At 62.7% G+C, this 21,423-nt stretch carries 17 protein-coding genes; 11 read left to right on the top strand and 6 right to left on the bottom strand.

Annotated features, from left to right (window positions below):
• Nucleotides 1-3 precede the first annotated feature (3 nt).
• The 3 genes from AC1D1F_RS11920 to AC1D1F_RS11910 form a co-directional block, all read right to left on the bottom strand.
• Nucleotides 4-1,404 (bottom strand): sensor histidine kinase, encoded by a 1,401-nt coding sequence (locus AC1D1F_RS11920; protein WP_477676094.1) that lies wholly within the window; start codon nt 1,402-1,404, stop codon nt 4-6.
• A gap of 205 nt (nt 1,405-1,609) precedes the next feature.
• Nucleotides 1,610-2,284: a response regulator gene (locus tag AC1D1F_RS11915; protein WP_007870259.1), complete on the bottom strand. Its 675-nt coding sequence runs from the start codon at nt 2,282-2,284 to the stop codon at nt 1,610-1,612.
• Between the two features lie 106 nt (nt 2,285-2,390).
• The gene (locus AC1D1F_RS11910) at nt 2,391-2,813 is read right to left on the bottom strand and encodes a MarR family winged helix-turn-helix transcriptional regulator (RefSeq protein ID WP_477676095.1); all 423 of its coding nucleotides are present in this window, start codon (nt 2,811-2,813) and stop codon (nt 2,391-2,393) included.
• A gap of 261 nt (nt 2,814-3,074) precedes the next feature.
• Here AC1D1F_RS11910 and recA point away from each other — a divergent pair, with 261 nt between their 5' ends.
• The gene (gene recA, locus AC1D1F_RS11905) at nt 3,075-4,217 is read left to right on the top strand and encodes a recombinase RecA (RefSeq protein WP_436157222.1); all 1,143 of its coding nucleotides are present in this window, start codon (nt 3,075-3,077) and stop codon (nt 4,215-4,217) included.
• A 91-nt stretch (nt 4,218-4,308) separates the two neighbouring features.
• Nucleotides 4,309-4,800: a recombination regulator RecX gene (gene recX / locus AC1D1F_RS11900; RefSeq protein ID WP_477676089.1), complete on the top strand. Its 492-nt coding sequence runs from the start codon at nt 4,309-4,311 to the stop codon at nt 4,798-4,800.
• Nucleotides 4,801-4,808: 8 nt separating this feature from the next.
• On the opposite strand, the gene argC is transcribed toward recX, so the two are convergent.
• On the bottom strand, nt 4,809-5,720 hold the full coding sequence (gene argC / locus AC1D1F_RS11895; RefSeq protein ID WP_477676090.1) for an N-acetyl-gamma-glutamyl-phosphate reductase: 912 nt from the start codon (nt 5,718-5,720) through the stop codon (nt 4,809-4,811).
• Between the two features lie 290 nt (nt 5,721-6,010).
• On the opposite strand from argC, the gene sucC reads away from it, so the two are divergent.
• The 9 genes from sucC (at nt 6,011) to AC1D1F_RS11850 (ending at nt 19,004) form a co-directional block, all read left to right on the top strand.
• Nucleotides 6,011-7,171: an ADP-forming succinate--CoA ligase subunit beta gene (gene sucC / locus AC1D1F_RS11890; protein ID WP_477676091.1), complete on the top strand. Its 1,161-nt coding sequence runs from the start codon at nt 6,011-6,013 to the stop codon at nt 7,169-7,171.
• Nucleotides 7,172-7,189: 18 nt separating this feature from the next.
• A complete protein-coding gene (sucD, locus tag AC1D1F_RS11885) occupies nt 7,190-8,083 on the top strand; it encodes a succinate--CoA ligase subunit alpha (RefSeq protein ID WP_477655578.1) in 894 nt (297 codons plus the stop codon).
• Between the two features lie 126 nt (nt 8,084-8,209).
• Nucleotides 8,210-8,911 (top strand): TerC family protein, encoded by a 702-nt coding sequence (locus AC1D1F_RS11880; protein WP_477697260.1) that lies wholly within the window; start codon nt 8,210-8,212, stop codon nt 8,909-8,911.
• 309 nt (nt 8,912-9,220) lie between these two features.
• Nucleotides 9,221-11,965 carry a CHASE2 domain-containing serine/threonine-protein kinase gene (locus AC1D1F_RS11875; RefSeq protein WP_477697261.1) on the top strand — a complete coding sequence of 915 codons (2,745 nt, stop codon included), beginning with the start codon at nt 9,221-9,223 and terminating at the stop codon, nt 11,963-11,965.
• 13 nt (nt 11,966-11,978) lie between these two features.
• Nucleotides 11,979-12,764, top strand: a complete 786-nt coding sequence (locus AC1D1F_RS11870) for a Stp1/IreP family PP2C-type Ser/Thr phosphatase (protein ID WP_477655581.1) — start codon at nt 11,979-11,981, stop codon at nt 12,762-12,764.
• A 39-nt stretch (nt 12,765-12,803) separates the two neighbouring features.
• On the top strand, nt 12,804-13,463 hold the full coding sequence (locus tag AC1D1F_RS11865; protein WP_477697262.1) for an FHA domain-containing protein: 660 nt from the start codon (nt 12,804-12,806) through the stop codon (nt 13,461-13,463).
• Between the two features lie 62 nt (nt 13,464-13,525).
• Nucleotides 13,526-15,775, top strand: a complete 2,250-nt coding sequence (locus AC1D1F_RS11860) for a CHASE2 domain-containing protein (RefSeq protein ID WP_477678032.1) — start codon at nt 13,526-13,528, stop codon at nt 15,773-15,775.
• A 35-nt stretch (nt 15,776-15,810) separates the two neighbouring features.
• Nucleotides 15,811-16,602, top strand: coding sequence for a 3',5'-cyclic-nucleotide phosphodiesterase (locus tag AC1D1F_RS11855; protein WP_477678031.1), 792 nt, complete (start codon nt 15,811-15,813; stop codon nt 16,600-16,602).
• A complete protein-coding gene (locus AC1D1F_RS11850) occupies nt 16,599-19,004 on the top strand; it encodes a GspE/PulE family protein (RefSeq protein ID WP_477678030.1) in 2,406 nt (801 codons plus the stop codon). The genes AC1D1F_RS11855 and AC1D1F_RS11850 overlap by 4 nt, the downstream gene beginning before the upstream one ends.
• Nucleotides 19,005-19,035: 31 nt before the next feature.
• Here the strand turns inward: AC1D1F_RS11850 and AC1D1F_RS11845 are convergent, their stop codons facing one another.
• The gene (locus AC1D1F_RS11845) at nt 19,036-21,225 is read right to left on the bottom strand and encodes a tetratricopeptide repeat protein (protein ID WP_477700728.1); all 2,190 of its coding nucleotides are present in this window, start codon (nt 21,223-21,225) and stop codon (nt 19,036-19,038) included.
• Between the two features lie 11 nt (nt 21,226-21,236).
• Nucleotides 21,237-21,423 (bottom strand): hypothetical protein (locus AC1D1F_RS11840; protein ID WP_477700727.1); only part of this gene is annotated, 187 nt, incomplete at its 5' end.

Raw genomic sequence — 21,423 nt, 5'->3', positions numbered from 1 at the left:
CCCTTATCCGCCTTCAGGCAAATCCATGCCGACGAAACGCACGGTGACGCGCGTGCCCGGCGTTTGCGGGTGCCCTGGCAAGGCGGCATCTTCGATCGAAATCGTCGCACCGTGCTGCTTGGCGATTTCCAGGACGATGGCCAGGCCCAGGCCGGAGCCGTCGACATTGGTGCCCAGTGCGCGGTAAAAAGGCTGGAACACCAGTTCGCGCTCTGACTCCAGGATGCCGGGCCCCGAGTCTTCCACCAGCAGCACCAGCACGCCGCTGAAGCGGTCGGTCATCAGCCGCAGCGTGACCTGGCCTTTTTCGGGCGTGTAGTTGATGGCGTTGTCGAGCAGGTTGCGCACCAACTCCTTGAGCAGGGTGGCGTTGCCTTCGAGCTGCGTCGCCTGCTCGCCCGCGTCGGGGCCGTCGTAGCCGAGGTCGATCTGCTTTTCGAGCGCGCGCGGCACCGAGTCGGCCATGACTTCCGAGACGATGTGCACCAGGTCGATGTGCTGCTTGGCGAGGCTGCGGCCGGTGGTTTCGGCGCGTGCCAGGGCCAGCAACTGGTTGACGGTGTGCGTGGCGCGAATGCTGGCGCGGCCTATGTGCTTGAGCGATTTCTTGAGCTCGTCGGCGTCGGTTTCGCGCTGCGCCAGGTCGGCCTGCATGCGCAGGCCCGCCAGCGGCGTCTTGAGTTGGTGGGCGGCATCGGCCAGGAAGCGCTTTTGTGTGGTCAGCGAGACCTTGAGCCGGCTCAGCAGGTCGTTGATGGAGGACACCAGCGGCGCAACCTCCTCAGGCACCGCGGTTTCGTCGAGCGGGCTCATGTCGTCGGATTTGCGCGCGCGTATGCGCTTTTCGAGCTGGGCCAGCGGCTTGATGCCGCGCACCAGCGCCAGCCACACCAGCAGCACGGCCAGCGGCAGCGTGACGAACTGCGGCACCATGGTGCCCTTGACGATTTCGGTGGCCAGGGTCTTGCGCTTTTCCAGCGTCTCGGCCACCTGCACCAGCACCGGCAGCGAACTGGCTGGCGCGCCCTTCACATCGACCTTGAGCCAGGTATAGGCCACGCGCACGTCCTCGCCCTGGATCACGTCCTCGCGCAGCCGCACCTCGCCGTTGGTGGGCTTGTCTTCGTCGGGCGGCGCGGGCAGGTCGTGCTCGCCGCTCAGGTGTTCGCCCTGCGTGCCCACCACTTGGTAGTAGACAAGGTCGGTGTCGTCGGCGCGCAGGATTTCGCGCGCGGGCGCCGTCAGGGTGAACTGCACCTGGTTGTTCTTGACCACCACCAGCTTGGCCAGCGCCTGCACGTTGTATTCGAGCGCGCGGTCAAAGGGCTTGCCCGCGATGTTCTGCGCAACCAGCCAGGTCAGCGCCAGGCTGATGGGCCACAGCAGCAGCAGCGGCGTGAGCATCCAGTCGAGGATCTCGCCGAAGAGGCTGCGGCGTTCGCGCTGGAAGAGTCTAAGGGCCACGGATCAAAAAGCGTGGGAGCAGTTCACTTACCGCGCATTTTCTTCACGCCAGCAGGGGCCGCGGAACCGGCTTTGCCGGGCCGCAGGCGCAACGCCCCCTCGGGGGGCAGCGAACCACACGAAGTGGGGAGCGTGGGGGCCACATTCAACCCGGGATCTTTTCAAGGCAGTAGCCCAGGCCGCGAACCGTTGCGATTCGCACCGGCCCTTTTTCAATTTTTTTGCGCAAGCGGTGGATATAGACCTCGATCGCGTTGTTGCTGACTTCCTCGCCCCATTCGCAGAGGCGCTCCACCAGCTGGTCCTTGCTGACCAGCCGTCCGGCACGCTGCAGCAGCACTTCGAGCAGGCCGAGTTCGCGGGCCGACAGCTCCAGCATCTGGCCGTCTATGGTGGCAACGCGGCCGGCCTGGTCGTAGACCAGCGGGCCGTGCTTGATGGTGCTGCTGGCGCCGCCCATGCCGCGGCGTATCAGCGCGCGCACGCGGGCTTCGAGTTCCTGCAGCGAAAACGGCTTGGCCATGTAGTCGTCGGCGCCGTAGTCCAGGCCCTTGACGCGCTCTTCGACGCTGTCGGCGGCCGTCAGGATCAGCACCGGCATGGCCGAGCCGCGGGCGCGCAGTCGCTTGAGCACCTCCAGGCCGTGCATGCGCGGCAGGCCCAGGTCGAGGATCAGCAGGTCGAATTCGGTGTTGGTCAGCAGCGCGGCGTCGGCCTCTGTGCCGCTGGCCACGTGGTCGGCCGCCGCACCGGAGGCGCGCAAAGTGCGCAGCAGGCCATCGGCCAGCACCTGGTCGTCTTCGGCAATCAGAATACGCATGGTTGTCTCCAGGATTGGTCCGCAATACGAAGTCTGCGGGCTAGTGTTTTACTTCTTCAGCAAATTTTAGGCTTTTGTCGCCCCAGGTTTGCTGACGTTGCCAGGGTCAAGCGCCAGCATAAGCTTCAAGTCCCAGCGCCACCACGGTCGCCACATCATGCCCCACAGCCTGGCGGAATTCGTCTTCGGCTCGGCGTACCGCCTGGTGGAAAGCCTCCAGCCAGAGCAGGCCCGATTCGGTGAACACCACGCGGCGGGCGCGTTTGTCGTGCGGGTCGGGCTGGCGCGTGACCAGGCCCCAGGCTTCGCACTGGTCGACCAGGTCGCCCATGGCTTGCTTGCTCATGCCGGCGCTTTGCGCCAGGTCGGTCAGGCGCGAGCCGCCCACCGCGAGGTGGCGTGTGATGTGGATGTGCGCGGCGCCGACCTGGTCGCGCGCGGCCAGGTTGGAAAGCGCCAGCGGCACCTCCACGCTGCTGGCCATCAGCGAGAGCACGCGCTCGTCGAAGCGGCGCAGCGCATGGCCCATGAGCCGCCCCAGGTGGGTCTGCCGCCAGCCGGCATCGGTCGCGCCGAAGGGGCTGGAAAGCGAGGGCGAGAGTGTCGTGGATGTCGTGTCCGCCATGAAAACCATGGTATCTCAATTGATCAGGCAAACTGACTAAAAATAGGGTTTACTTATTTCTATCGCGCCCATAAAGTACTGGTCATGTATCCAGCGCTGTGATTAAAAGCAGAGGCTGGAATCCAGGCAACAAGTTTTACATCATTGATTTTCAAGGAGTTTTTCATGGAACTGACCAGCAAACTGAATCCCGCCCAAAACCCCGTGCAAACCGCCGCCCTGAATACCGAAAAGGCCAAGGCCCTGCAGGCCGCGCTGGCCCAGATCGAAAAGCAGTTCGGCAAAGGCACCATCATGAAGCTGGGCGACGGCGAAGTGATCGAGGACATCCAGGTCGTTTCCACCGGCTCGCTGGGCCTGGACATCGCCCTGGGCGTGGGCGGCCTGCCGCGCGGCCGTGTCGTCGAAATCTACGGCCCGGAATCCTCGGGCAAGACCACGCTGACCCTGCAGGTCATCGCCGAAATGCAAAAACTGGGCGGCACCTGCGCCTTTGTCGATGCCGAGCACGCGCTGGACATCCAGTACGCGCAAAAACTGGGCGTCAACCTGCAGGAACTGCTGATCTCCCAGCCCGACACCGGCGAACAAGCGCTTGAAATCGTCGATTCGCTGACCCGCTCCGGCGCGGTGGACCTGATCGTGGTCGACTCGGTGGCGGCGCTCACGCCCAAGGCCGAACTCGAAGGCGAAATGGGCGACTCGCTACCCGGCTTGCAGGCCCGCCTGATGAGCCAGGCGCTGCGCAAGCTCACCGCCACCATCAAGAAGGCCAACTGCATGGTCATCTTCATCAACCAGATCCGCATGAAGATCGGCGTGATGTTCGGCTCGCCCGAAACCACCACCGGCGGCAATGCGCTGAAGTTTTACGCCTCGGTGCGCCTGGACATCCGCCGCATCGGCTCCATCAAGAAGGGCGAAGAGGTCATCGGCAACGAAACCCGGGTCAAGGTGGTCAAGAACAAGGTGGCCTCGCCGTTCAAGACGGCGGAGTTCGACATCCTCTACGGCGAGGGCATCAGCCGCCTGGGCGAGGTACTGGACCTGGGTGTGGCCGGCCACATCGTCGAGAAAGCCGGCGCCTGGTACGCCTTCAACGGCGAAAAAATCGGCCAGGGCCGCGACAACTCGCGTGAATTCCTCAAGGAAAACCCGGAACTCGCGATCGAGATCGAGAACAAGGTGCGCGAATCGCTGGGCATCCCGCTGGTACAGGTTGCCGGCGGCGTGGACGCCCCGGCTGAAAAGCCCGCCAAGGCTGAAAAAGCCGAGAAGGCCGAAAAACCCGCCAAAGCGGCCGCCTGATTTTTATGCCAAATAAGGCTCTAGCCCAGTTGGAGCAGGCGCTAATAGCTATCAACAAGCTAGCGCGCGTGTTGGGCTCGGCCTGTTAGCCATGGAAAATCCGGTAGATCACAAGCCAGCCAAACCCGCCCGTCGTGCGGGTTTTGGCCTTTCTTTGAAGGGCCGCGCGCTGCGTTACCTGGCCGCGCGTGAGCATTCGCGCGCCGAGCTGGAGCGCAAGCTGGCGCCGCATGAGGAAACCCCCGGCCAGCTGGCCAAGGTGCTCGACGATCTCGAAGCCAAGGACTTCATCAGTGAGGCGCGGGTGGTTGAGTCGGTGATTAACCGGCGTGCCGGGCGGTTTGGCGCGGCGCGCATCAAGCATGAGTTGTTGACCAAAGGCCTCAGCGCTGAGCGGGTGGCCGGCGCGGTTGCCAGCCTCAAAGGCAGCGAACTGGAACGCGCGCGGGACATCTGGCGCAAGAAGTTTGAGGGTCCAGCACCCGACGCTGCGGCGCGGGCAAAGCAGATGCGGTTTCTGGCCGCTCGGGGCTTTGGCGGCGACGTGATCCGCCGCGTGGTGTCCCAAGCTGATGAGGACTGAAGCCAGGCTTACAGCCCGAGCATCAATTTCAGGTTCTGAACTGCGGCGCCCGAAGCGCCCTTGCCCAGGTTGTCCAGCCGTGCCACCAGCACCGCATGGCGGTGCTCTTCGTTGGCGAACACGCGCAACTCCATCTTGTTGCTGTCGTTGAGCGCCAGCGCGTCCAGTTTTCCCGATTCAGGTGCGGCTTCCACCGTCACCCATTCGCTGCCGGCGTAGTGTTTGGCCAGCATGTCCTGCAACTGCACGCCGGTCGGCTTGCCGGGCAGCAAGTCCAGGTGCAGCGGCAGCTGCACCAGCATGCCTTGCTTGAAGTTGCCGACCGAGGGGATGAACACCGGGCGGCGTGACAGGCCGGTGTACTTCATGATTTCGGGCAGGTGCTTGTGCTTCAGGCTCAGGCCGTAGAGTTCAAACAGGGGCGCGGTGCCGGCCTCGTAGTCCTCGATCATCTGCCGCCCGCCGCCGGAGTAACCACTCACGGCGGGAAGGCTCAAAGGGAAGTCGGCCGGTATCGCGCCGGCGTCGACCAGCGGACGGATCAGTGCGATCGCGCCGGTGGCGTAGCAGCCGGGGTTACCGACGCGGTCGGCGGCCGCCACGGCGGCGCGTTGCGTCTGCGTCAGTTCGGGAAAGCCGTAGACCCAGCCGGGCACGGTGCGGTGGGCGGTGGAGGCATCGATGACTTTAGGTTTCTTGCCGGTGAGGCTGTCAATCATGGCCACCGACTCGCGGGCCGCGTCGTCGTGCAGGCAGAGGATCACCATGTCCACCTGCGCCATCAGCGCGCGCTTGGCCGCGGCATCCTTGCGCAACTCGGGCGCGATGCTGACCAGCTCGATTTGCGGCATGGCTTGCAGCCGCTCGCGGATTTGCAGGCCCGTGGTGCCGGCTTCTCCGTCAATAAAAACTTTGGGCATGGGGACTTCCAGGTGCTGACAACAGAAATGGAATACGCAAATAAGGCAAACAAAGCAAATACAAGGTCGCGGGGCCGTCAAAAACACCTCAAAAAGCCCATTTCGGCGCCATTTCGGGGTGTAAGCCCGGCACAAGAATTGTGCGTCGCACCATGATACAGTTCTGCGTTGCTGCCTGCAGTGACCGCCGACGTGGTTTTTTGGGCCGGTGTGGCCTGTTTCCGACACCCCACAGCCCTGCCCCAAATCCCAGTTGCACCCCCTCTTTTACTGAATTCTGAAGGTTTTTCATGAAAATTCACGAGTACCAGGGCAAGGAAATCTTGCGCAATTTTGGTGTGCCTGTGCCGCGCGGCATTCCGGCCTTCACGGTGCAGGAAGCGGTGGAAGCCGCCCAGAAGCTGGGCGGCCCGGTGTGGGTGGTCAAGGCACAGATCCATGCGGGTGGTCGCGGCAAGGGCGGCGGCGTGAAGGTTGCCAAGAGCATCGAGGACGTCAAGCGCATTGCCGGCGAAATCCTGGGCATGCAGCTGAAGACGCACCAGACCGGCCCTGAAGGCCAGAAAGTCCGCCGCCTCTATATTGAAGACGGCGCCGACATCAACAAGGAATATTACATTTCGGCGGTGACCGACCGTGAGTCGCAAAAGGTAGCCTTCATCGCTTCCAGCGAAGGCGGCATGGACATCGAAGAGGTGGCCCATTCCAACCCCGAGAAAATCATCAAGGTGTTTGTCGATCCGCTGGTCGGCATGACGGACGCCCAGGCAAAAGAAGTCGCCGCCGGCATCGGCATGCCCGCCGACTCCGTCGCACAGACCGTCGACATCCTGCAAAAGCTCTACAAGTGCTACATGGACACCGACGCATCGCTGGTTGAAATCAACCCCCTGAACCGCAACAGCAAGGGCGAAGTCATGGCCCTTGACGCGAAGTTCAACTTCGACGCTAACGCGCTGTTCCGCCACCCTGAAATCGTCGCTTACCGCGACCTGGACGAGGAAGACCCGGCCGAAGTCGAAGCCAGCAAGTTCGACCTGGCCTACATCAGCCTGGACGGCAACATCGGCTGTCTGGTCAACGGCGCCGGCCTGGCCATGGCGACCATGGACACCATCAAGCTGTTCGGCGGCGAACCGGCCAACTTCCTGGACGTGGGCGGCGGCGCAACGGCTGAAAAAGTCACCGAAGCTTTCAAGATCATGCTGAAGAACCCCGATGTCAAAGGCATCCTGGTCAACATCTTCGGCGGCATCATGAAGTGCGACACCATCGCCGACGGCGTGATCACCGCCTGCAAGGCCGTGAACCTCTCCGTTCCGCTGGTCGTGCGCATGAAGGGCACCAACGAAGACCTGGGCAAGAAAATGCTGGCGGACTCCGGTCTGCCCATCATCGCCGCAGACACCATGGCCGAAGCCGCGACCAAAATCGTGGCCGCCGTCAAGTAAGCCCAGGAGAACACAAGCATGTCGATCTACATCAACAAACACACCAAAGTCATCACCCAGGGCATCACCGGCAAGACCGGGCAGTTCCACACCCGCATGTGCCGCGACTACGCGAACGGCAAAGAGGCTTTTGTGGCCGGTGTGAACCCCAAGAAAGCCGGCGAAGACTTCGAAGGCATCCCGATTTTCGCGAACGTGACCGAGGCCGCCAAGGCCACCGGCGCCACGGTGTCGGTCATTTATGTGCCGCCCGCCGGCGCGGCCGCCGCTATCTGGGAAGCCGTGGAAGCCAACCTCGACCTGGCCATCTGCATCACTGAAGGCATTCCGGTCAAGGACATGCTGGAAGTGCGTAACCGCATGAAGGCCAAGGAAGCCGCCGGCGGCAAGAAGACCCTGCTGCTGGGCCCCAACTGCCCCGGCCTGATCACCCCCGACGAAATCAAGATCGGCATCATGCCGGGCCACATCCACCGCAAGGGCCGCATCGGCGTGGTCAGCCGCTCAGGCACGCTGACCTATGAAGCCGTGGCGCAGCTCACCGAAATCGGCCTGGGCCAGTCCAGCGCAGTGGGCATCGGCGGCGACCCGATCAACGGGCTCAAGCACATCGACGTGATGAAGGCCTTCAATGACGACCCGGAAACCGACGCCGTCATCATGATCGGTGAAATCGGCGGTCCCGACGAGGCGGAGGCCGCCCAGTGGTGCAAAGCCAATATGAAAAAACCCATCGTTGGCTTCATCGCCGGCGTGACGGCTCCGGCCGGCAAGCGCATGGGCCATGCGGGCGCGCTGATTTCCGGCGGCGCCGACACGGCCGACGCCAAGCTGGCCATCATGGAAGCCTGCGGCTTCACCGTGACGCGCAACCCCTCGGAAATGGCCAAGCTGCTCAAGGCGCTGCTGTAAGGCAGCCAGAGGCGGCGGCGGTCGTAAGCATTAATACGAACGCTGCCCGCGCCTATCCGGGCTAAACTCGAAAAAACAAAAAAAGCGCTGCCCGGCGCTTTTTTTCATTGATAACAGGAGATAGCCATGTTTTTCGGACTGGACCTCGCGTCCCCGCTTTTCTGGAGCGCTTTCGGCTCCATCATCCTTGCCAACATCGTGCTGTCGGGCGACAACGCCGTGGTGATCGCAATGGCGGCGCGCACGCTCAAGCCCGAGCAGCGCGGCAAAGCCATCTTCTGGGGTAGCGCCGCGGCCATCGTCATGCGTATCGCCCTGACCATCGTGGCCATCCAGCTGCTGAGCCTGCCCTACCTCAAGCTCATAGGCGCCATCCTGCTGGTCTACATCGGCGTGGACCTCCTCAAGGGCGAGGAAGACGAAGACGGCGAAGGCCATGAAATCAATGGCATGATGGCCGCCATCCGCACCATCCTGATTGCCGACCTCGTCATGAGCCTGGACAACGTGCTGGCAGTGGCCGCCGCCGCCAAGGGCAACCTGCCGCTGCTGGTTTTGGGCCTGCTGGTCAGCATTCCGCTGATCATCTTCGGCGCCACCTTGCTGACCAAAGTCATGGAACGCTTCCCCATCATCATCACCATAGGCGCCGCCCTGCTCGGCTTCCTGGCCGGTGAAATGCTGCTGACCGACCCGGCCGTGGTCACCCATTTCGGGCCTATCGGCGATCACACGGTTACCGCTGGCGGGCTCCTGGGCGCCGTGCTAGTCGTGGCGCTGGGCACTTACCTGACCAAACGGCAGAAGGAAAAAGCGCCCTCGGCCTGAAGTCCCCCCGACCGCGTCCCGGCGGCGAGGCCGGGAAAGCACCCCCCTGCCATGCCCGCATTGCGCGGGTTTTGGCGCATGCGCTGAAAAACCACTTATTTGCAACAGTCGGCCCGGCTGCCGTGCAAAAGTCCCTTGTCCAGCCGCACCCCGTCTGTTAATGTCCCCTATCAGGAGACTTGTAACCTGCCGAAACAGCCGGCGGGCGGTGCCGGGTGCGCGAAACCGGCCGTTACCGGGCGGCTGGTAATACAAAGCAATTAAAAAACGGCATAGCTATGCACAGCGAAACAGGACAAGGGACGGGCAGTGGCCAAATCATCTAGAAAGCTGAGTCAGTTCTGGCGGGCCGACTGGTTCGTCGGGGTCCTGGTGGTGCTGGCCGTCCTTTTTCTGCATGGCCTGACGGACTTTTTCGGCACCCTGGAGCGCCGCTACTACGATTTCGCAAGCACCAGCACTTCGCGCCAGCCCTCCGACCGCATCGCCATCATCGCCATCGACGACCAGAGCATCGCCAACATCGGCCGCTGGCCCTGGCCGCGCGACGTGCATGCGCAGCTGATCGACCAGCTTTCGGCCGCCAAGGCCAAGACCATCGCCCACACCGCTTTCTTCTTCGAGCCGCAGACGGACCGCGGCCTGGTGTTTATCCGCAAGATGAAGGAGGCACTCGGCCCTGTGGCGGATCCCGCCGCAGCCCCCCAGGGCGGCCTGCCCGAACAGCTCGGCAAGGTCATCGCCGAGGCCGAGATCGCCCTGGATACCGACGCCAAGCTCGCGGCCAGCATGGGCAAGGCCGGAAATGTCCTGGTTCCCTCTGTTTTCCAGCTGGGCGTGCCGCAGGGCCGCCCCGACAACCCGTTGCCGGCCTATGCCCTGAAGAGCGCGGTGGATGAAACCAATAACTTCTCGCTGCCGGCCATACGCGGCCAGCAGCCCATCGAACTGATAGGCGCGGCGGCCGCCGGCATCGCCCACCTCAACCAGCTGCCCGATGTGGACGGCGCCGTGCGCCAGGAACCGCTGCTGATTAATTACTACGGCAAGGCCGTGCCCTCCATGAGCCTGCTGGTGGCGGCCAAGAGCCTGAACCTCGGGCCCGCCGATATCAAGCTCAATGTGGGTGAGTCGGTGCAGATCGGCAAGCTGATGGTCAAGACCGACGAATCGGCGCTGATGCTGCCGCAGTTTTACAAGGGCAAGGATGGCCGGCCCGCTTTTGCAGTGGATTCGTTTTACGACGTGATTTCCGGCAAGATTCCGGCCGCCAAGTACGCCGACAAGATCGTGATCATCGGAGCCACCGCCGCGGGGGTGGGCACCCAGTTTCCGACGCCGGCCGGCCCCGGGCTTTCGCCGGCGGAAACCATCGCCCACATCACCTCCAGCATCCTGAGCGAGCACTTCATCGTGCAGCCGGGCTGGGGCGTCTGGGCCACGCTGGGTGTGTTGCTGCTGGTAGCCGGCTACCTGATTGCCGGGCTGCCGCGTCTTTCGGCGGGCAAGGCCGCCATCGTCACCTTGCTGCTGTTCGTGGTGCTGCTGGTGGTCGAGTTCAGCCTGCTGTCGGCGGCTGCGACCTGGCTCAAGTTCATCTTCCCCGCGGCCCTCCTGGTCATAGGCCATCTGGCGCTGACCACCAAGCGCTTCCTGATGACCGAGGCCGGCAAGCTCAAGTCCGATGAGGAATCGGCTGAAACCAACCGCATGATGGGCCTGGCGCTGCAAGGCCAGGGCCAGCTTGACATGGCTTTCGACCGTTTCCGCCGCGTGCCTTTCACCGATGCGCTGATGGACAACATGAACAACCTCGCGCTGGACTTCGAGCGCAAGCGGCAGTTCAACAAGGCCCAGGCCGTGTACGAGTACATGGCCACCTATAACAAGAACCACAAGGACCTGCAGTCCAGGCTGAACCGCGCCAAAAACCTTTCCGAGACGGTCATCCTGGGCGGCGGCGGCTCACATCCCGGCGGCACCATGCTGCTGGATGGCGGCGCCGTCGAGAAACCCATGCTGGGCCGCTACCAGGTGGAAAAAGAGCTGGGCAAGGGCGCCATGGGCGTGGTTTACCTCGGCAAGGACCCCAAGATTGGCCGTGTTGTCGCCATCAAGACCATGGCGCTGAGCCAGGAATTCGAGGGCGAGGAGCTCGATGATGCGCGCGAGCGCTTCTTCCGCGAGGCCGAGACCGCCGGCCGCCTGCAGCACCAGAACATCGTGACGATTTTTGATGCCGGCGAAGAGCATGACCTCGCTTACATCGCCATGGAATTCCTCAAGGGCAAGGATCTTGCCGACGTCACCAAGGACGGCAGCCTGCTGCCGATTCCCAAGGTCTTGTCCATCGTGGCTCGGGTGGCCGAAGCCCTGGCTTACGCTCACAAACAGAACGTGGTGCACCGGGATATCAAGCCGGCCAACATCATGTACGAGATCGACAGCGACACGGTGAAGGTGACCGACTTCGGCATTGCCCGTATCACGGATTCCAGCAAGACCAAGACCGGCCTGGTGCTGGGCACGCCCAGCTTCATGTCGCCCGAGCAGATCGCCGGCAAGAAGGTTGACGGGCGCTCGGACCTGTATTCGCTGGGCGTCATGCTGTTCCAGATGCTGGCCGGCGTGCTGCCCTTCCGCGGCGACTCCATGGCCGAGCTGATGTACAAGATCGCCAACGAAGAGGCGCCGGACATCCGCATCATCCGCAAGGAGCTGTCCGCGCGGCTGGCCGAGGTCGTTGCGCTGTCGCTGGCCAAAAAACCTGAGCTTCGCTACCAGGACGGCGACCGCTTTGCGGCCGACCTGCGCGAACTCATCGCGGCCCTGGAGGGAGGCGCACCCGCAGCCCCATCCGCGCCGGCCTACTCAGCCCCGCCGGCCGCCCCCGGGGCTTCATTCGACGCCACGGTGGCGCAATCCGCCCCCGCCGCGCCGGCGCCCGGGCCCAGCGCCTATGATGCCACCCAGGCCCTGAATGCCGGCGGAGCCCAGACCTTTGACAAAACCGTTGTCTCCAGGCCGCCCGCCAGCGACAAAGACACCCAGTGACAACACGAACAAGATGATCTACGAGATTTGTACACATACCGACCCAGGGTTGACGCGGGACAACAACGAGGACGCGGTGGCGTTCGACCCGGCAACGCGGCTTTGCATCCTGGCGGACGGCATGGGCGGCTACAACGCCGGCGAGATCGCCAGCGGCATGGCCGTGGCCTTCATCAAGTCGGAAATGGGGCGCTGGCTGTCCCAGGCGGGCCGGCACGCGAATGCCAAGGAAGTGCGCCGGGCGCTGGAAATCTGCGTGGAAAACGCCAACCATTCGATTTTCAACGCGGCCAACTCCAACCCCCAATACACGGGCATGGGCACCACGCTGGTCGTGGGTGTTTTCCAGGACGGGCGCCTGATGCTGGGCCATATTGGCGATTCGCGCTGCTATCGCCTGCGCGGCCAGGAGCTCCAGCAGATCACCAAGGACCACTCGCTGCTCCAGGAGCAGATCGACGCCGGGCTGATCACCCCCGAGCAGGCCCTGACGTCCCTGAACAAGAACCTGGTGACGCGCGCCCTGGGCGTGGAAGACACGGTGCTGGTGGAAGTCAACGAGCACCGCGTGGAATCGGGCGACCTCTACCTGATGTGTTCCGATGGTTTGTCGGACATGGTGGCGGATCCGGGCATTGCCGCCATCCTGGCGGGCGCGGGAACGCTGGAACAAAAGTCAAAGCAGCTGATTGCGGCGGCGAACGAGGCCGGCGGACGCGATAATATTTCCGTCTTGCTGGCTTACGCGAAAGAAGACTCGGTCAAGCGCGGGCTTTTGTCCAGAATGCTGGGAAAATAGCGCGGTGACTGAAAATTTAAAAACAGACAGGAGTCGGCCATGCCGAAAATGATCGTCTCTATTGACGGCGTTGTGATCAAGGAAGTCCAGTTGACGAAAGACAGGACGTCTTTGGGTCGCAGGCCCTACAACGACATCGTCATTGACAACCTCGCTGTCAGCGGGGAGCACGCCGTCCTGCAGATGTCCGGCAACGAGGTCTACCTTGAAGACCTCAACAGCACCAATGGCACCTACGTCAACGGCAAGGCCGTGAAGAAACTGTTGCTGCAAAACAGCGACACGGTGGAAATCGGCAAGTACAAGATCAAGTACGTGAACGAGGCCCAGCCTGCCGGCTTCGAAAAAACCATGATCATCAAGGCCGGCTCCGCGGGTCTGGTCGCGCCTCCTCCCGGTGGTGTACCGGCGGCGGCGCCCGCCGACGCGGGCGGCAACATCAGCGCGGCCATCAAGGTCATGTCGGGTGCCGCGGCCGGCCGCGAAGTGGCGCTGGTCAAGGTGGTGACCACCATCGGCAAGCCCGGCGTCGCGGTGGCCGCGATCACCAAGCGGCCCCAGGGCTTTGTCGTGGCCCATGTGGAAGGGGCCGGAAAACCGACCCTCAACGGTGCGCCCATCGGGGCCGAGCCCGTCATCCTGAAAAACGGCGACATGCTCGAACTGGCCGGAACGCAGATGCAGTTCGTCCAACATTGACCCGGGTGCCTGCCCGGGCTTCGCACTAGCGCGGACCGTCAGCACCCAACACCCGAGGTCTCATGAGACTCCTCTCCCGGCACTGGCCTCGCATCGCCGTCACGCTGATTCCGCTCGTGTTTGCCCTGCTGCATGCGGGCGGCGTGCTGCGCATAGGCGTGCTGCAGCGGCTGGACGACATCATCTACGACGCTCGCCTTCGGGCGACGATGCCGCACACACTGGATGAGCGCATCGTCATCGTCGACATCGATGAAAAAAGCCTGGCCGAAGTCGGCCGCTGGCCCTGGGGGCGCAACAGGCTTGCCGAGCTGGTCGAGGAGTTGCAGGACCGCCAGAAGACCGCACTGCTCGGTTTTGACGTGGTATTCGCCGAAGCCGATGAAAGCTCGGGCCTGAAACGCCTCAAGCAGCTGGCGCAGACGGAACTGAAGGACCAGCCCGGTTTTTCGGAAAAGCTCAACCAGCTGCAGGCCAGCCTGGATTACGACGCGGTATTCGCCAAGGCTATCGAAAAGCGGCCGGTCGTGATGGGCTATTACTTCACCAGCGACAGGGACGGACGCGTCAACGGTGTCTTGCCTGCACCCGTCATGGACCGCGATGCGCTGGGCGGCCGCCCGATCAAGTTCACCAGCTGGAATGGTTACGGCGCCAACATCGAACTCCTGGCCAAGGCCGCTCCGCTGGGCGGCTTCTTCAACTCCATCACCGAAGGCGATGGCGTGGTGCGCTCCATCCCCCTGCTGGCGGAATACAAGGGGCAGTACTACGAATCGCTGGCGCTGGCCATGTTCCGCATGCTGGTGGGCTTGCCCAAGGTTGAGCCCGGCTTTCCGCCGGAAAAATTCCTCACGCGCAATTACCAGGGGCTGGAAAGCATTTTGCTCAAGCAGGGTGGCAAGGTACTGGCGATTCCGGTCGACGACCGGGTTGCCACGCTGGTGCCATTTCGCGGCAACGGCGGCGCCAACGGAGGCTCGTTTCGCTACATCTCGGCGGCCGACGTGCTGGCCAAGCGCCTGGCGCCCGGCTCGCTCAAGGACAAGATCGTCCTGGTCGGCACCACGGCCCCGGGCCTTCTCGATTTGCGGGTCACGCCGGTCGGGGAGACTTACCCTGGCGTGGAAACCCACGCCAATGTGATCTCGGGTTTCCTGGACGGCAAGGTGTTCGTCAAGCCCGACTATGCGGTCGGGTTCGAGATCGTCATTTTGCTGTTGTCGGGCCTGACGCTGGCGTTCGCGTTGCCCCTGCTGTCGGCCTCCCGCGCGGTCCTGGTCAGCCTTGCCGTGACCGCCGCTATCGCCGGGCTGAATTTCTGGCTCTATGCGGGCTACGGCCTGGTGCTGCCGCTGGCCAGCGCGGTGGTGATGGCGCTGACGGCTTTTGCGCTCAACATGAGTTACGGTTATTTCGTCGAAAGCCGCTCCAAGCGCGAGCTGGCCAACCTGTTCGGCACCTATGTGCCGCCAGAGCTGGTCGATGAGATGGTGAAAGACCCCGACAGCTACAGCATGACGGCGACCACCAAGGAGCTGACCGTCATGTTCTGCGACATGCGCGGCTTCACCAAGATGTCGGAGACCATGGAGCCGACCCAGCTGCAGGCGCTGCTCAACAGTGTCTTCAGCCGCCTGACGGACCTGATACGGGGCAACCGCGGCACCATCGACAAATACATGGGCGACTGTGTCATGGCGTTTTGGGGCGCACCTGTGGACACGCCCGACCACGCGGCGCTGGCCGTGAAAACCGCGCTCGAAATGTCCAACGCCGTCCGCAAGATCAACGAAGAGCACAAAGCCAAGGGTTTACCCGAGATCGGCATCGGCATCGGCCTGAACACTGGCACCATGTGCGTGGGCGACATGGGGTCGGACATCCGCCGCAGCTACACCGTGATCGGCGATGCGGTGAACCTGGGCTCGCGCCTGGAGGGCTTGTCCAAGACCTATGGTGTCGAGATCGTGGTCAGCGAATCCACCCGCAAGCTGGCCGGTGATTTCGCGTGGCAGGAACTGGACAAAGTCCGCGTGAAGGGCAAAGATCAGGCCGTGGCCATTTTTTGGCCGCTGGCGCCGGCGGACCGTATCGACAAGGACAACACCGCCGAACTGAAAACCTGGGGCATGGCCTTGAAAGCCTACCGTGCCCAGGACTGGGACCAGTGTGACGTTCAGTTACTAAATTTGCAGCGGGCAAATGGCAAAAAGTTCCTTTACCGGCTGTACGCGGAGCGTGTAGCCTCCATGAGGCTGCTGCCGTTTGATCCGGAGTGGGATGGCGCAACCAATTTTGAGACCAAATAACACAAAGACCAACTCAGGGCCAACCGGAAAACCTCATGAAAGTACGTGTACTAGGCTGCTCGGGAGCCATTGCCAAGGACTGCCGGACCACGTCTTTTCTGCTGGACAACGACCTGCTGGTCGACGCGGGCACTGGCGTGGGCGACCTCACGCTCGACGAGATGGCCGGCATCAACCATGTGCTGCTCACGCATTCGCACCTTGACCATGTCGCCGCGCTGCCCCTGATGGTGGACGCCATCGCGGCGCGGCGAACCACGCCAATACAGATTCACGCCCTGCAAGGCACCATCAACGCGCTGAAGGCGCACATCTTCAACAACACCATCTGGCCGGATTTTTCGAGAATCCCCACGCCGGAAGCGCCGTTCATCAGTTTTCATCCCCTGGATGTGGGGCAGACCCTGTTGCTGGCGGGAAAACACGTGGAAGTGCTGCCGGCGGTGCACACCGTGCCGGCCGTGGGATACGCCGTGGCCACCGGCAAGGGCTGCTGGGTGTTCACCGGCGACACCGAGCAGAATCCGGCCCTGTGGGCCCGGATCAACCAGATGAACGTGGCCATGCTGGTCATCGAAACCGCTTTCAGCAACCGCGAGCGCGACCTCGCCAAGCGCAGCCTGCACCTGTCGCCCCATGCGCTGGCCAATGAGCTCGATTGCATTGAACGCGGGAAGAACTACCCGATTTACATCACCCACACCAAGCCTGCCGAAACCGACCTCATCATGGCCGAGATACAGCGTTTTGACCAAACCCGCCCGTTTGGCCCCAACGTCTCGCACGATATCCGGTGGCTACGGGCAGGCCAGGAGTTCGAACTATGAGCGCCGTATTGCAACGAGACCCCCAGGATGAGTTTTTCGACTCGCAGATGCTGCCGCCGCAAGAGCGCGGCGTCACCTTCGAGGCGCTGTATTTCCGGCAGCTGCAGCTGGTCACCAACCGCATCCATGAGACCGAAAACATCGACCAGATCATGCTGGAGGCGAGCCAGGATATCTGCAAGCTCTTCAACGCCGACCGGTTGACCCTGTACGCCGTCAATGAAGATCGCACCTCCATCGTGTCCAAGGTCAAGACGGGACTTAACACCAGCCGCGACCTGAAGCTTCCGGTCAGCGCGCAAAGCATCGCAGGCTATGTGGCCATGTCGCGCCAGATGGTTAACATCGCCGATGTCTACGACGAGGAAACGCTCAAGAAAATCCATCCGGCCTTGAGCTTTCTCCAGGAAGTCGACAAGCGCTCGGGCTACAGGACCAAACAGATGCTGGTGGCGCCCGTCATGGACGGCGACACGTTGTACGGCGTCCTGCAGGTCATCAACAACCGCAGCGACCAGCCCTTTGGCAAGCTCGAGGAAGACGGCGCCCGCCAGCTATGCCAGACGCTGGGCATCGCGATACGCCAGCGCATGCAGCGAGCGGAAGACGGCCAGCGCCGCAAGGCCACCAAGTACGACGGGCTGGTCACCGAAGGCGTGCTGTCGCAGGACGAACTGCAGCAGTGCATTCAGCTGGCGCGTGAAGAGGGCAAGTCGGTCGAGCATATGCTGATGGCCAGCTACCACATTCGCCCAACCCAGATCGGCCAGTCGCTGGCGAAGTTTTTCGGCGTGGGCTATGAACCCTTCAACGCAGGCCGCATCCGCTCCGAAATGCTGCACGGGCCACTCAAGCGGGAGTTCATCGGGCAACAGGGCTGGATACCGCTGGAGGAAACCACGGACGGCCTGGTGATCATGTGCATGGATCCGGAGGCCGTGCGCGGGGCACGCGTTGTTCCCCAGGTGTTCCCGCGCATCACCAAGTTCGCCTACCGCGTCACGACCCAGACCGAGTTTGACGAGACGCTGAACCAGCTCTTCGGCGCCGGTGCCGACAGCAGCTCCATCGACCAGCTGCTGGCCGACATGGATTCGCCGCTGGAAGGCGATTCTCTCGACGAGTCGTCGCTGGAATCCGCGGCGGCCGACAACGAGCTGGTCAAGTTCGTCAACAAGGTCATCATCGACGCCTACAACCAGAAGGTGTCTGACATCCACATCGAGCCCATGCCAGGCAAGGCCAAGACCGGGATCCGGTTCCGAATCGATGGCACCTTGCAGCCCTACATCGAAGTGCCGGCGCAGTTCCGCCAGGCCATGGTGACCCGGCTCAAGATCATGTGCGACCTGGATATTTCCGAAAAGCGCAAGCCGCAGGACGGAAAGATCAAGTTCAAGAAATACGGCCCGCTGGATATCGAGCTGCGCGTCGCCACCATTCCCTCCGCCGGCGGTGTGGAAGACGTGGTCATGCGTATCCTGGCCGCCGGCGAGCCGATTCCGCTGGAAAAGCTCGGGCTGACCGCGCACAACAAGGAGCGGCTCGAAAAAACCGTCTCCAAACCTTACGGCCTCTTTTACGTGTGCGGTCCCACGGGCTCGGGCAAGACCACCACGTTGCATTCCATCCTGAAATTCCTCAACACGCCGGACACCAAGATCTGGACGGCCGAGGACCCGGTTGAAATCACCCAGAAAGGCTTGCGCCAGGTGCAGATCAACCGCAAGGCCGGCATCGACTTCGCGCTGGTCATGCGCGCCTTCCTGCGGGCCGACCCGGACATCATCATGGTCGGCGAGTCGCGCGACAAGGAAACCGTGGCCATGGGCGTCGAGGCATCGCTGACGGGCCACATGGTGTTTTCGACCCTGCACACCAACTCCGCGCCCGAGTCCATCACGCGTCTGCTGGACATGGGCATGGATCCCTTCAATTTCGCCGATGCCTTGCTGGGCATCCTGGCGCAGCGCTTGGCCAAAAAACTGTGCGATTGCAAGGAGGCTCACACCTTGAGCTCGCAGGAGATCAAGGATTTCATCCGGGAATACGCCGAAGAACTGCGCCACACCGACGCCTGGAAGGCCGATGAGGGCGGCGAGTCGCAAAAGCTGTTTGAAGACTGGATGGAGCGCTACGGCAAGGACGGCAAGCTTACCGTATACCGGGCCGTGGGCTGCGACAAATGCGGCAAGACCGGCTACAAGGGCCGGATCGGCTTACATGAACTCATGATTGCCGACGACGCCGCGAAAAAACTGATCCAGGAACGGGCCCGCGTGGCCGAGCTGTTCGCCAGCGCGGTCAGCAGCGGCATGCACACGCTGAAGATGGACGGCATGGAAAAAGTGCTGATGGGACTGACCGACCTGAAGATGGTCCGCTCCGTCTGCATTAAATAAGGTCTTGCGGGGAAGCTGCGGCGCCGGTGGTTCAGTTCCCGGCGCGTGCCTCCGAGGCAGCTTGCCTCACGCACCACTTGCGCCACACGCTGCGCAAGGCTTCTTCAAAGTGCCGGGAAAACCGCGGGGCGTCGAAAAGCGGTGAAGCCAGCACCTGTTGCCTCATGCCGGCGCGCAGCGATGCCAGGCGCGGCAAGTCGGCGGCATGCGAGACGGCTCTTCTCACGTAGTCATCGGCGTCTTCGGCCACCCACTCGGGCAGGCCGGCGTTCATCAGCAGGCCGACGCCTTGACGCGACAGAAAACTCTTACCTGCCAGTGTGAGCACCGGCACGCCCATCCACAAGGCTTCGGCCGAGGTCGTTCCACCTGTGTAGGGGAAGGGATCGAGGGCGATATCCACCTCTTGGTAGGTCGCCAGGTAGGCCGCGCGAGGTCCCGCGCTCAGTACATGCAGCCGCTCGGCGCTGATACCGTGGATGGCAAAGCGCTCTGCTACGGCATGCTGCCAGCGGATCTGCTGGTCCGGTGATGCTGCGAGTCGCAAGCGGCTGCCGGGCACAGCGTGCAGTACCCGGGCCCACAAGGCGACAACCGCATCATTCATCTTCGACAGGCTATTGAAGCAGGCAAAGGTCACGTAGCCGTTGCGCAAGGCAGGCAGGGGCGTGACCTCAACATTGTGCGGGGGCGGGGTAAAACAAAGCCGGGTTTCCGGCAGGCGCAGGATCTCCTCGGTGAAATGACTCTCCAGCTCGGGGGGCAAAGTCCAGGGGTCGGCAATCAGGTAATCGATGGCCTCGACACCCGTGGTAGCGAAGTACCCCAGCCAGCTGATCTGCACGGGGGCGGCTTTCCAGGCAAAGACAGGAAGACGGTTCTTTCCGGTATGTCCTGAGAGGTCAATCAGGATATCTATCCCGTCAGCGCGGATACGCCTGGCTAGGACTTCATCGGGCTGGCCAACCGCCAGATACCAGCCTTGCAGGTGGCCTTTAAGCCGTTCCGTGACATCGTCGGCATCCGGTGAGTTGGAATAGGCAAAGAGTTCCAGCCGACCCGCCGCTTCGGTCGACAGAGCCTCCAGCACGCTCTCGATAAAGTAAGCCACGGGATGTGAGCGCAAATCTGCAGAGACTAAGCCCACACGCAAGCGTCGGTCGGGATCCGCATGGTTCCTCAAGCTGGCGGGAGGTGGGGCCAACCTCGAAACCATCGCGCCGAAGCGCTGGGCCTCGTCTCGCAACTGTTCGGGTGAAAGGCCGGGCAGGAAATGTTGAGTCAATAAAAGATTGCTTTGCGCGATGGGGAAATCAGGCTTGATGGTTAGCGCGTTGCGGTAACTTTTCAGCGCATCGTCGAGCTGGTCAAGGTCTTTGAAGGCGGCACCCAGATTGTGATGCACCTCGGCATTCTGGGGCTCGAGTTGGATCGCCTTGCTATAGCTTGCCGCCGCTTCGCCGAACAAGCGCAACGCCATAAAAATATCGCCGAGATGGCAATGCGTGTTGACAAAATCAGGCTTGAGTTCCGCTGCGCGCCGAAGGTGGGTCGCGGCGTCGCGGAGCTGGCCCAGAGAGCGCAAGACCAGACCCAGGCTATAAACTATGTCTACATTGTCGGGATCGAGTTCCAGCATCTGGCGGTAAGCGATAGCCAGCTCACTGGTGCGCTCAAGCCGTTTCAGGAGGTCGGCCTGTTTTTCATGGGCTTGGGCATGGTCCGGCTTGATCTTCAAGGCGCGGCGATAGCTCTCCAAGGCTGCTTCATCCTGCCCCAGTTCTTCCAGGGCTGCCCCCAATGCGATTTCCGCGTCCACGAAATCCGGCTTGAATCCGAGCGCCTGACGGTAGGCCCGCGCGGCCGCCTCGTGCTGAGCCAGCCGTGCGTGGGCGGACCCGATGTTGAAGTGGGTACCGGCCGAGTCCGGTTTGTACTGCACGGCCCTGGCAAACGCCTCCAGTGCATCCTGTGCATCGCCCCGGTCAAGCAGTATGGTGCCGCGGCTGAAATGAGCCCGGGCAAAGTCGGGCGCCAGGACAATCGCCTGGTCATAGCGCCGCAAAGCCTCTTCCGGTCGCCCCTGCTGTTCAAGTTCCAGGCCCTGTGCAAGCAGATCATCGGCGCTCAAACCCGGATCCGGACCTGGACCCGGCGCAACTTGCGCATCTGCTTTTGCGGCAATACGTGCCCCCCGCACAAATTTGTCAAATATTCCCATTGCCGGCCTCTTCAGCCTGCCGTGGCGGGCATGGGGTTCTGCTCACACCACAATTGCCACATGCCGCGCAGGGCGGCCTCGAAGTGGCCGGCAAAGCGCTGCGCATCGAAGATGGGTGAGTCCAGTACTTGCTGCCGCAAACCTGCGCGCAGCCTGGCCAGGCCCTGCAAGTCACCGGCATGCGAGACCGCACGCACG

Source organism: Polaromonas sp. P1_H6 (genome assembly GCF_056405195.1).
The sequence above is the reverse complement of the archived record's forward strand: the minus strand, read 5'-3'. Positions and strand labels throughout refer to the sequence as shown.

Excerpts from the sequence above, each read along its gene's own strand:
- AC1D1F_RS11920 (WP_477676094.1), bottom strand. The coding sequence starts at position 1,404 with ATGCTCACGCCGCTGCTGCTGCTGTGGCCCATCAGCCTGGCGCTGACC.
- AC1D1F_RS11915 (WP_007870259.1), bottom strand. The coding sequence starts at position 2,284 with ATGCGTATTCTGATTGCCGAAGACGACCAGGTGCTGGCCGATGGCCTG.
- AC1D1F_RS11910 (WP_477676095.1), bottom strand. The coding sequence starts at position 2,813 with ATGGGCCATGCGCTGCGCCGCTTCGACGAGCGCGTGCTCTCGCTGATG.
- recA (WP_436157222.1), top strand. The coding sequence starts at position 3,075 with ATGGAACTGACCAGCAAACTGAATCCCGCCCAAAACCCCGTGCAAACC.
- recX (WP_477676089.1), top strand. The coding sequence starts at position 4,309 with ATGGAAAATCCGGTAGATCACAAGCCAGCCAAACCCGCCCGTCGTGCG.
- argC (WP_477676090.1), bottom strand. The coding sequence starts at position 5,720 with ATGCCCAAAGTTTTTATTGACGGAGAAGCCGGCACCACGGGCCTGCAA.
- sucC (WP_477676091.1), top strand. The coding sequence starts at position 6,011 with ATGAAAATTCACGAGTACCAGGGCAAGGAAATCTTGCGCAATTTTGGT.
- sucD (WP_477655578.1), top strand. The coding sequence starts at position 7,190 with ATGTCGATCTACATCAACAAACACACCAAAGTCATCACCCAGGGCATC.
- AC1D1F_RS11880 (WP_477697260.1), top strand. The coding sequence starts at position 8,210 with ATGTTTTTCGGACTGGACCTCGCGTCCCCGCTTTTCTGGAGCGCTTTC.
- AC1D1F_RS11870 (WP_477655581.1), top strand. The coding sequence starts at position 11,979 with ATGATCTACGAGATTTGTACACATACCGACCCAGGGTTGACGCGGGAC.
- AC1D1F_RS11865 (WP_477697262.1), top strand. The coding sequence starts at position 12,804 with ATGCCGAAAATGATCGTCTCTATTGACGGCGTTGTGATCAAGGAAGTC.
- AC1D1F_RS11860 (WP_477678032.1), top strand. The coding sequence starts at position 13,526 with ATGAGACTCCTCTCCCGGCACTGGCCTCGCATCGCCGTCACGCTGATT.
- AC1D1F_RS11855 (WP_477678031.1), top strand. The coding sequence starts at position 15,811 with ATGAAAGTACGTGTACTAGGCTGCTCGGGAGCCATTGCCAAGGACTGC.
- AC1D1F_RS11850 (WP_477678030.1), top strand. The coding sequence starts at position 16,599 with ATGAGCGCCGTATTGCAACGAGACCCCCAGGATGAGTTTTTCGACTCG.
- AC1D1F_RS11845 (WP_477700728.1), bottom strand. The coding sequence starts at position 21,225 with ATGGGAATATTTGACAAATTTGTGCGGGGGGCACGTATTGCCGCAAAA.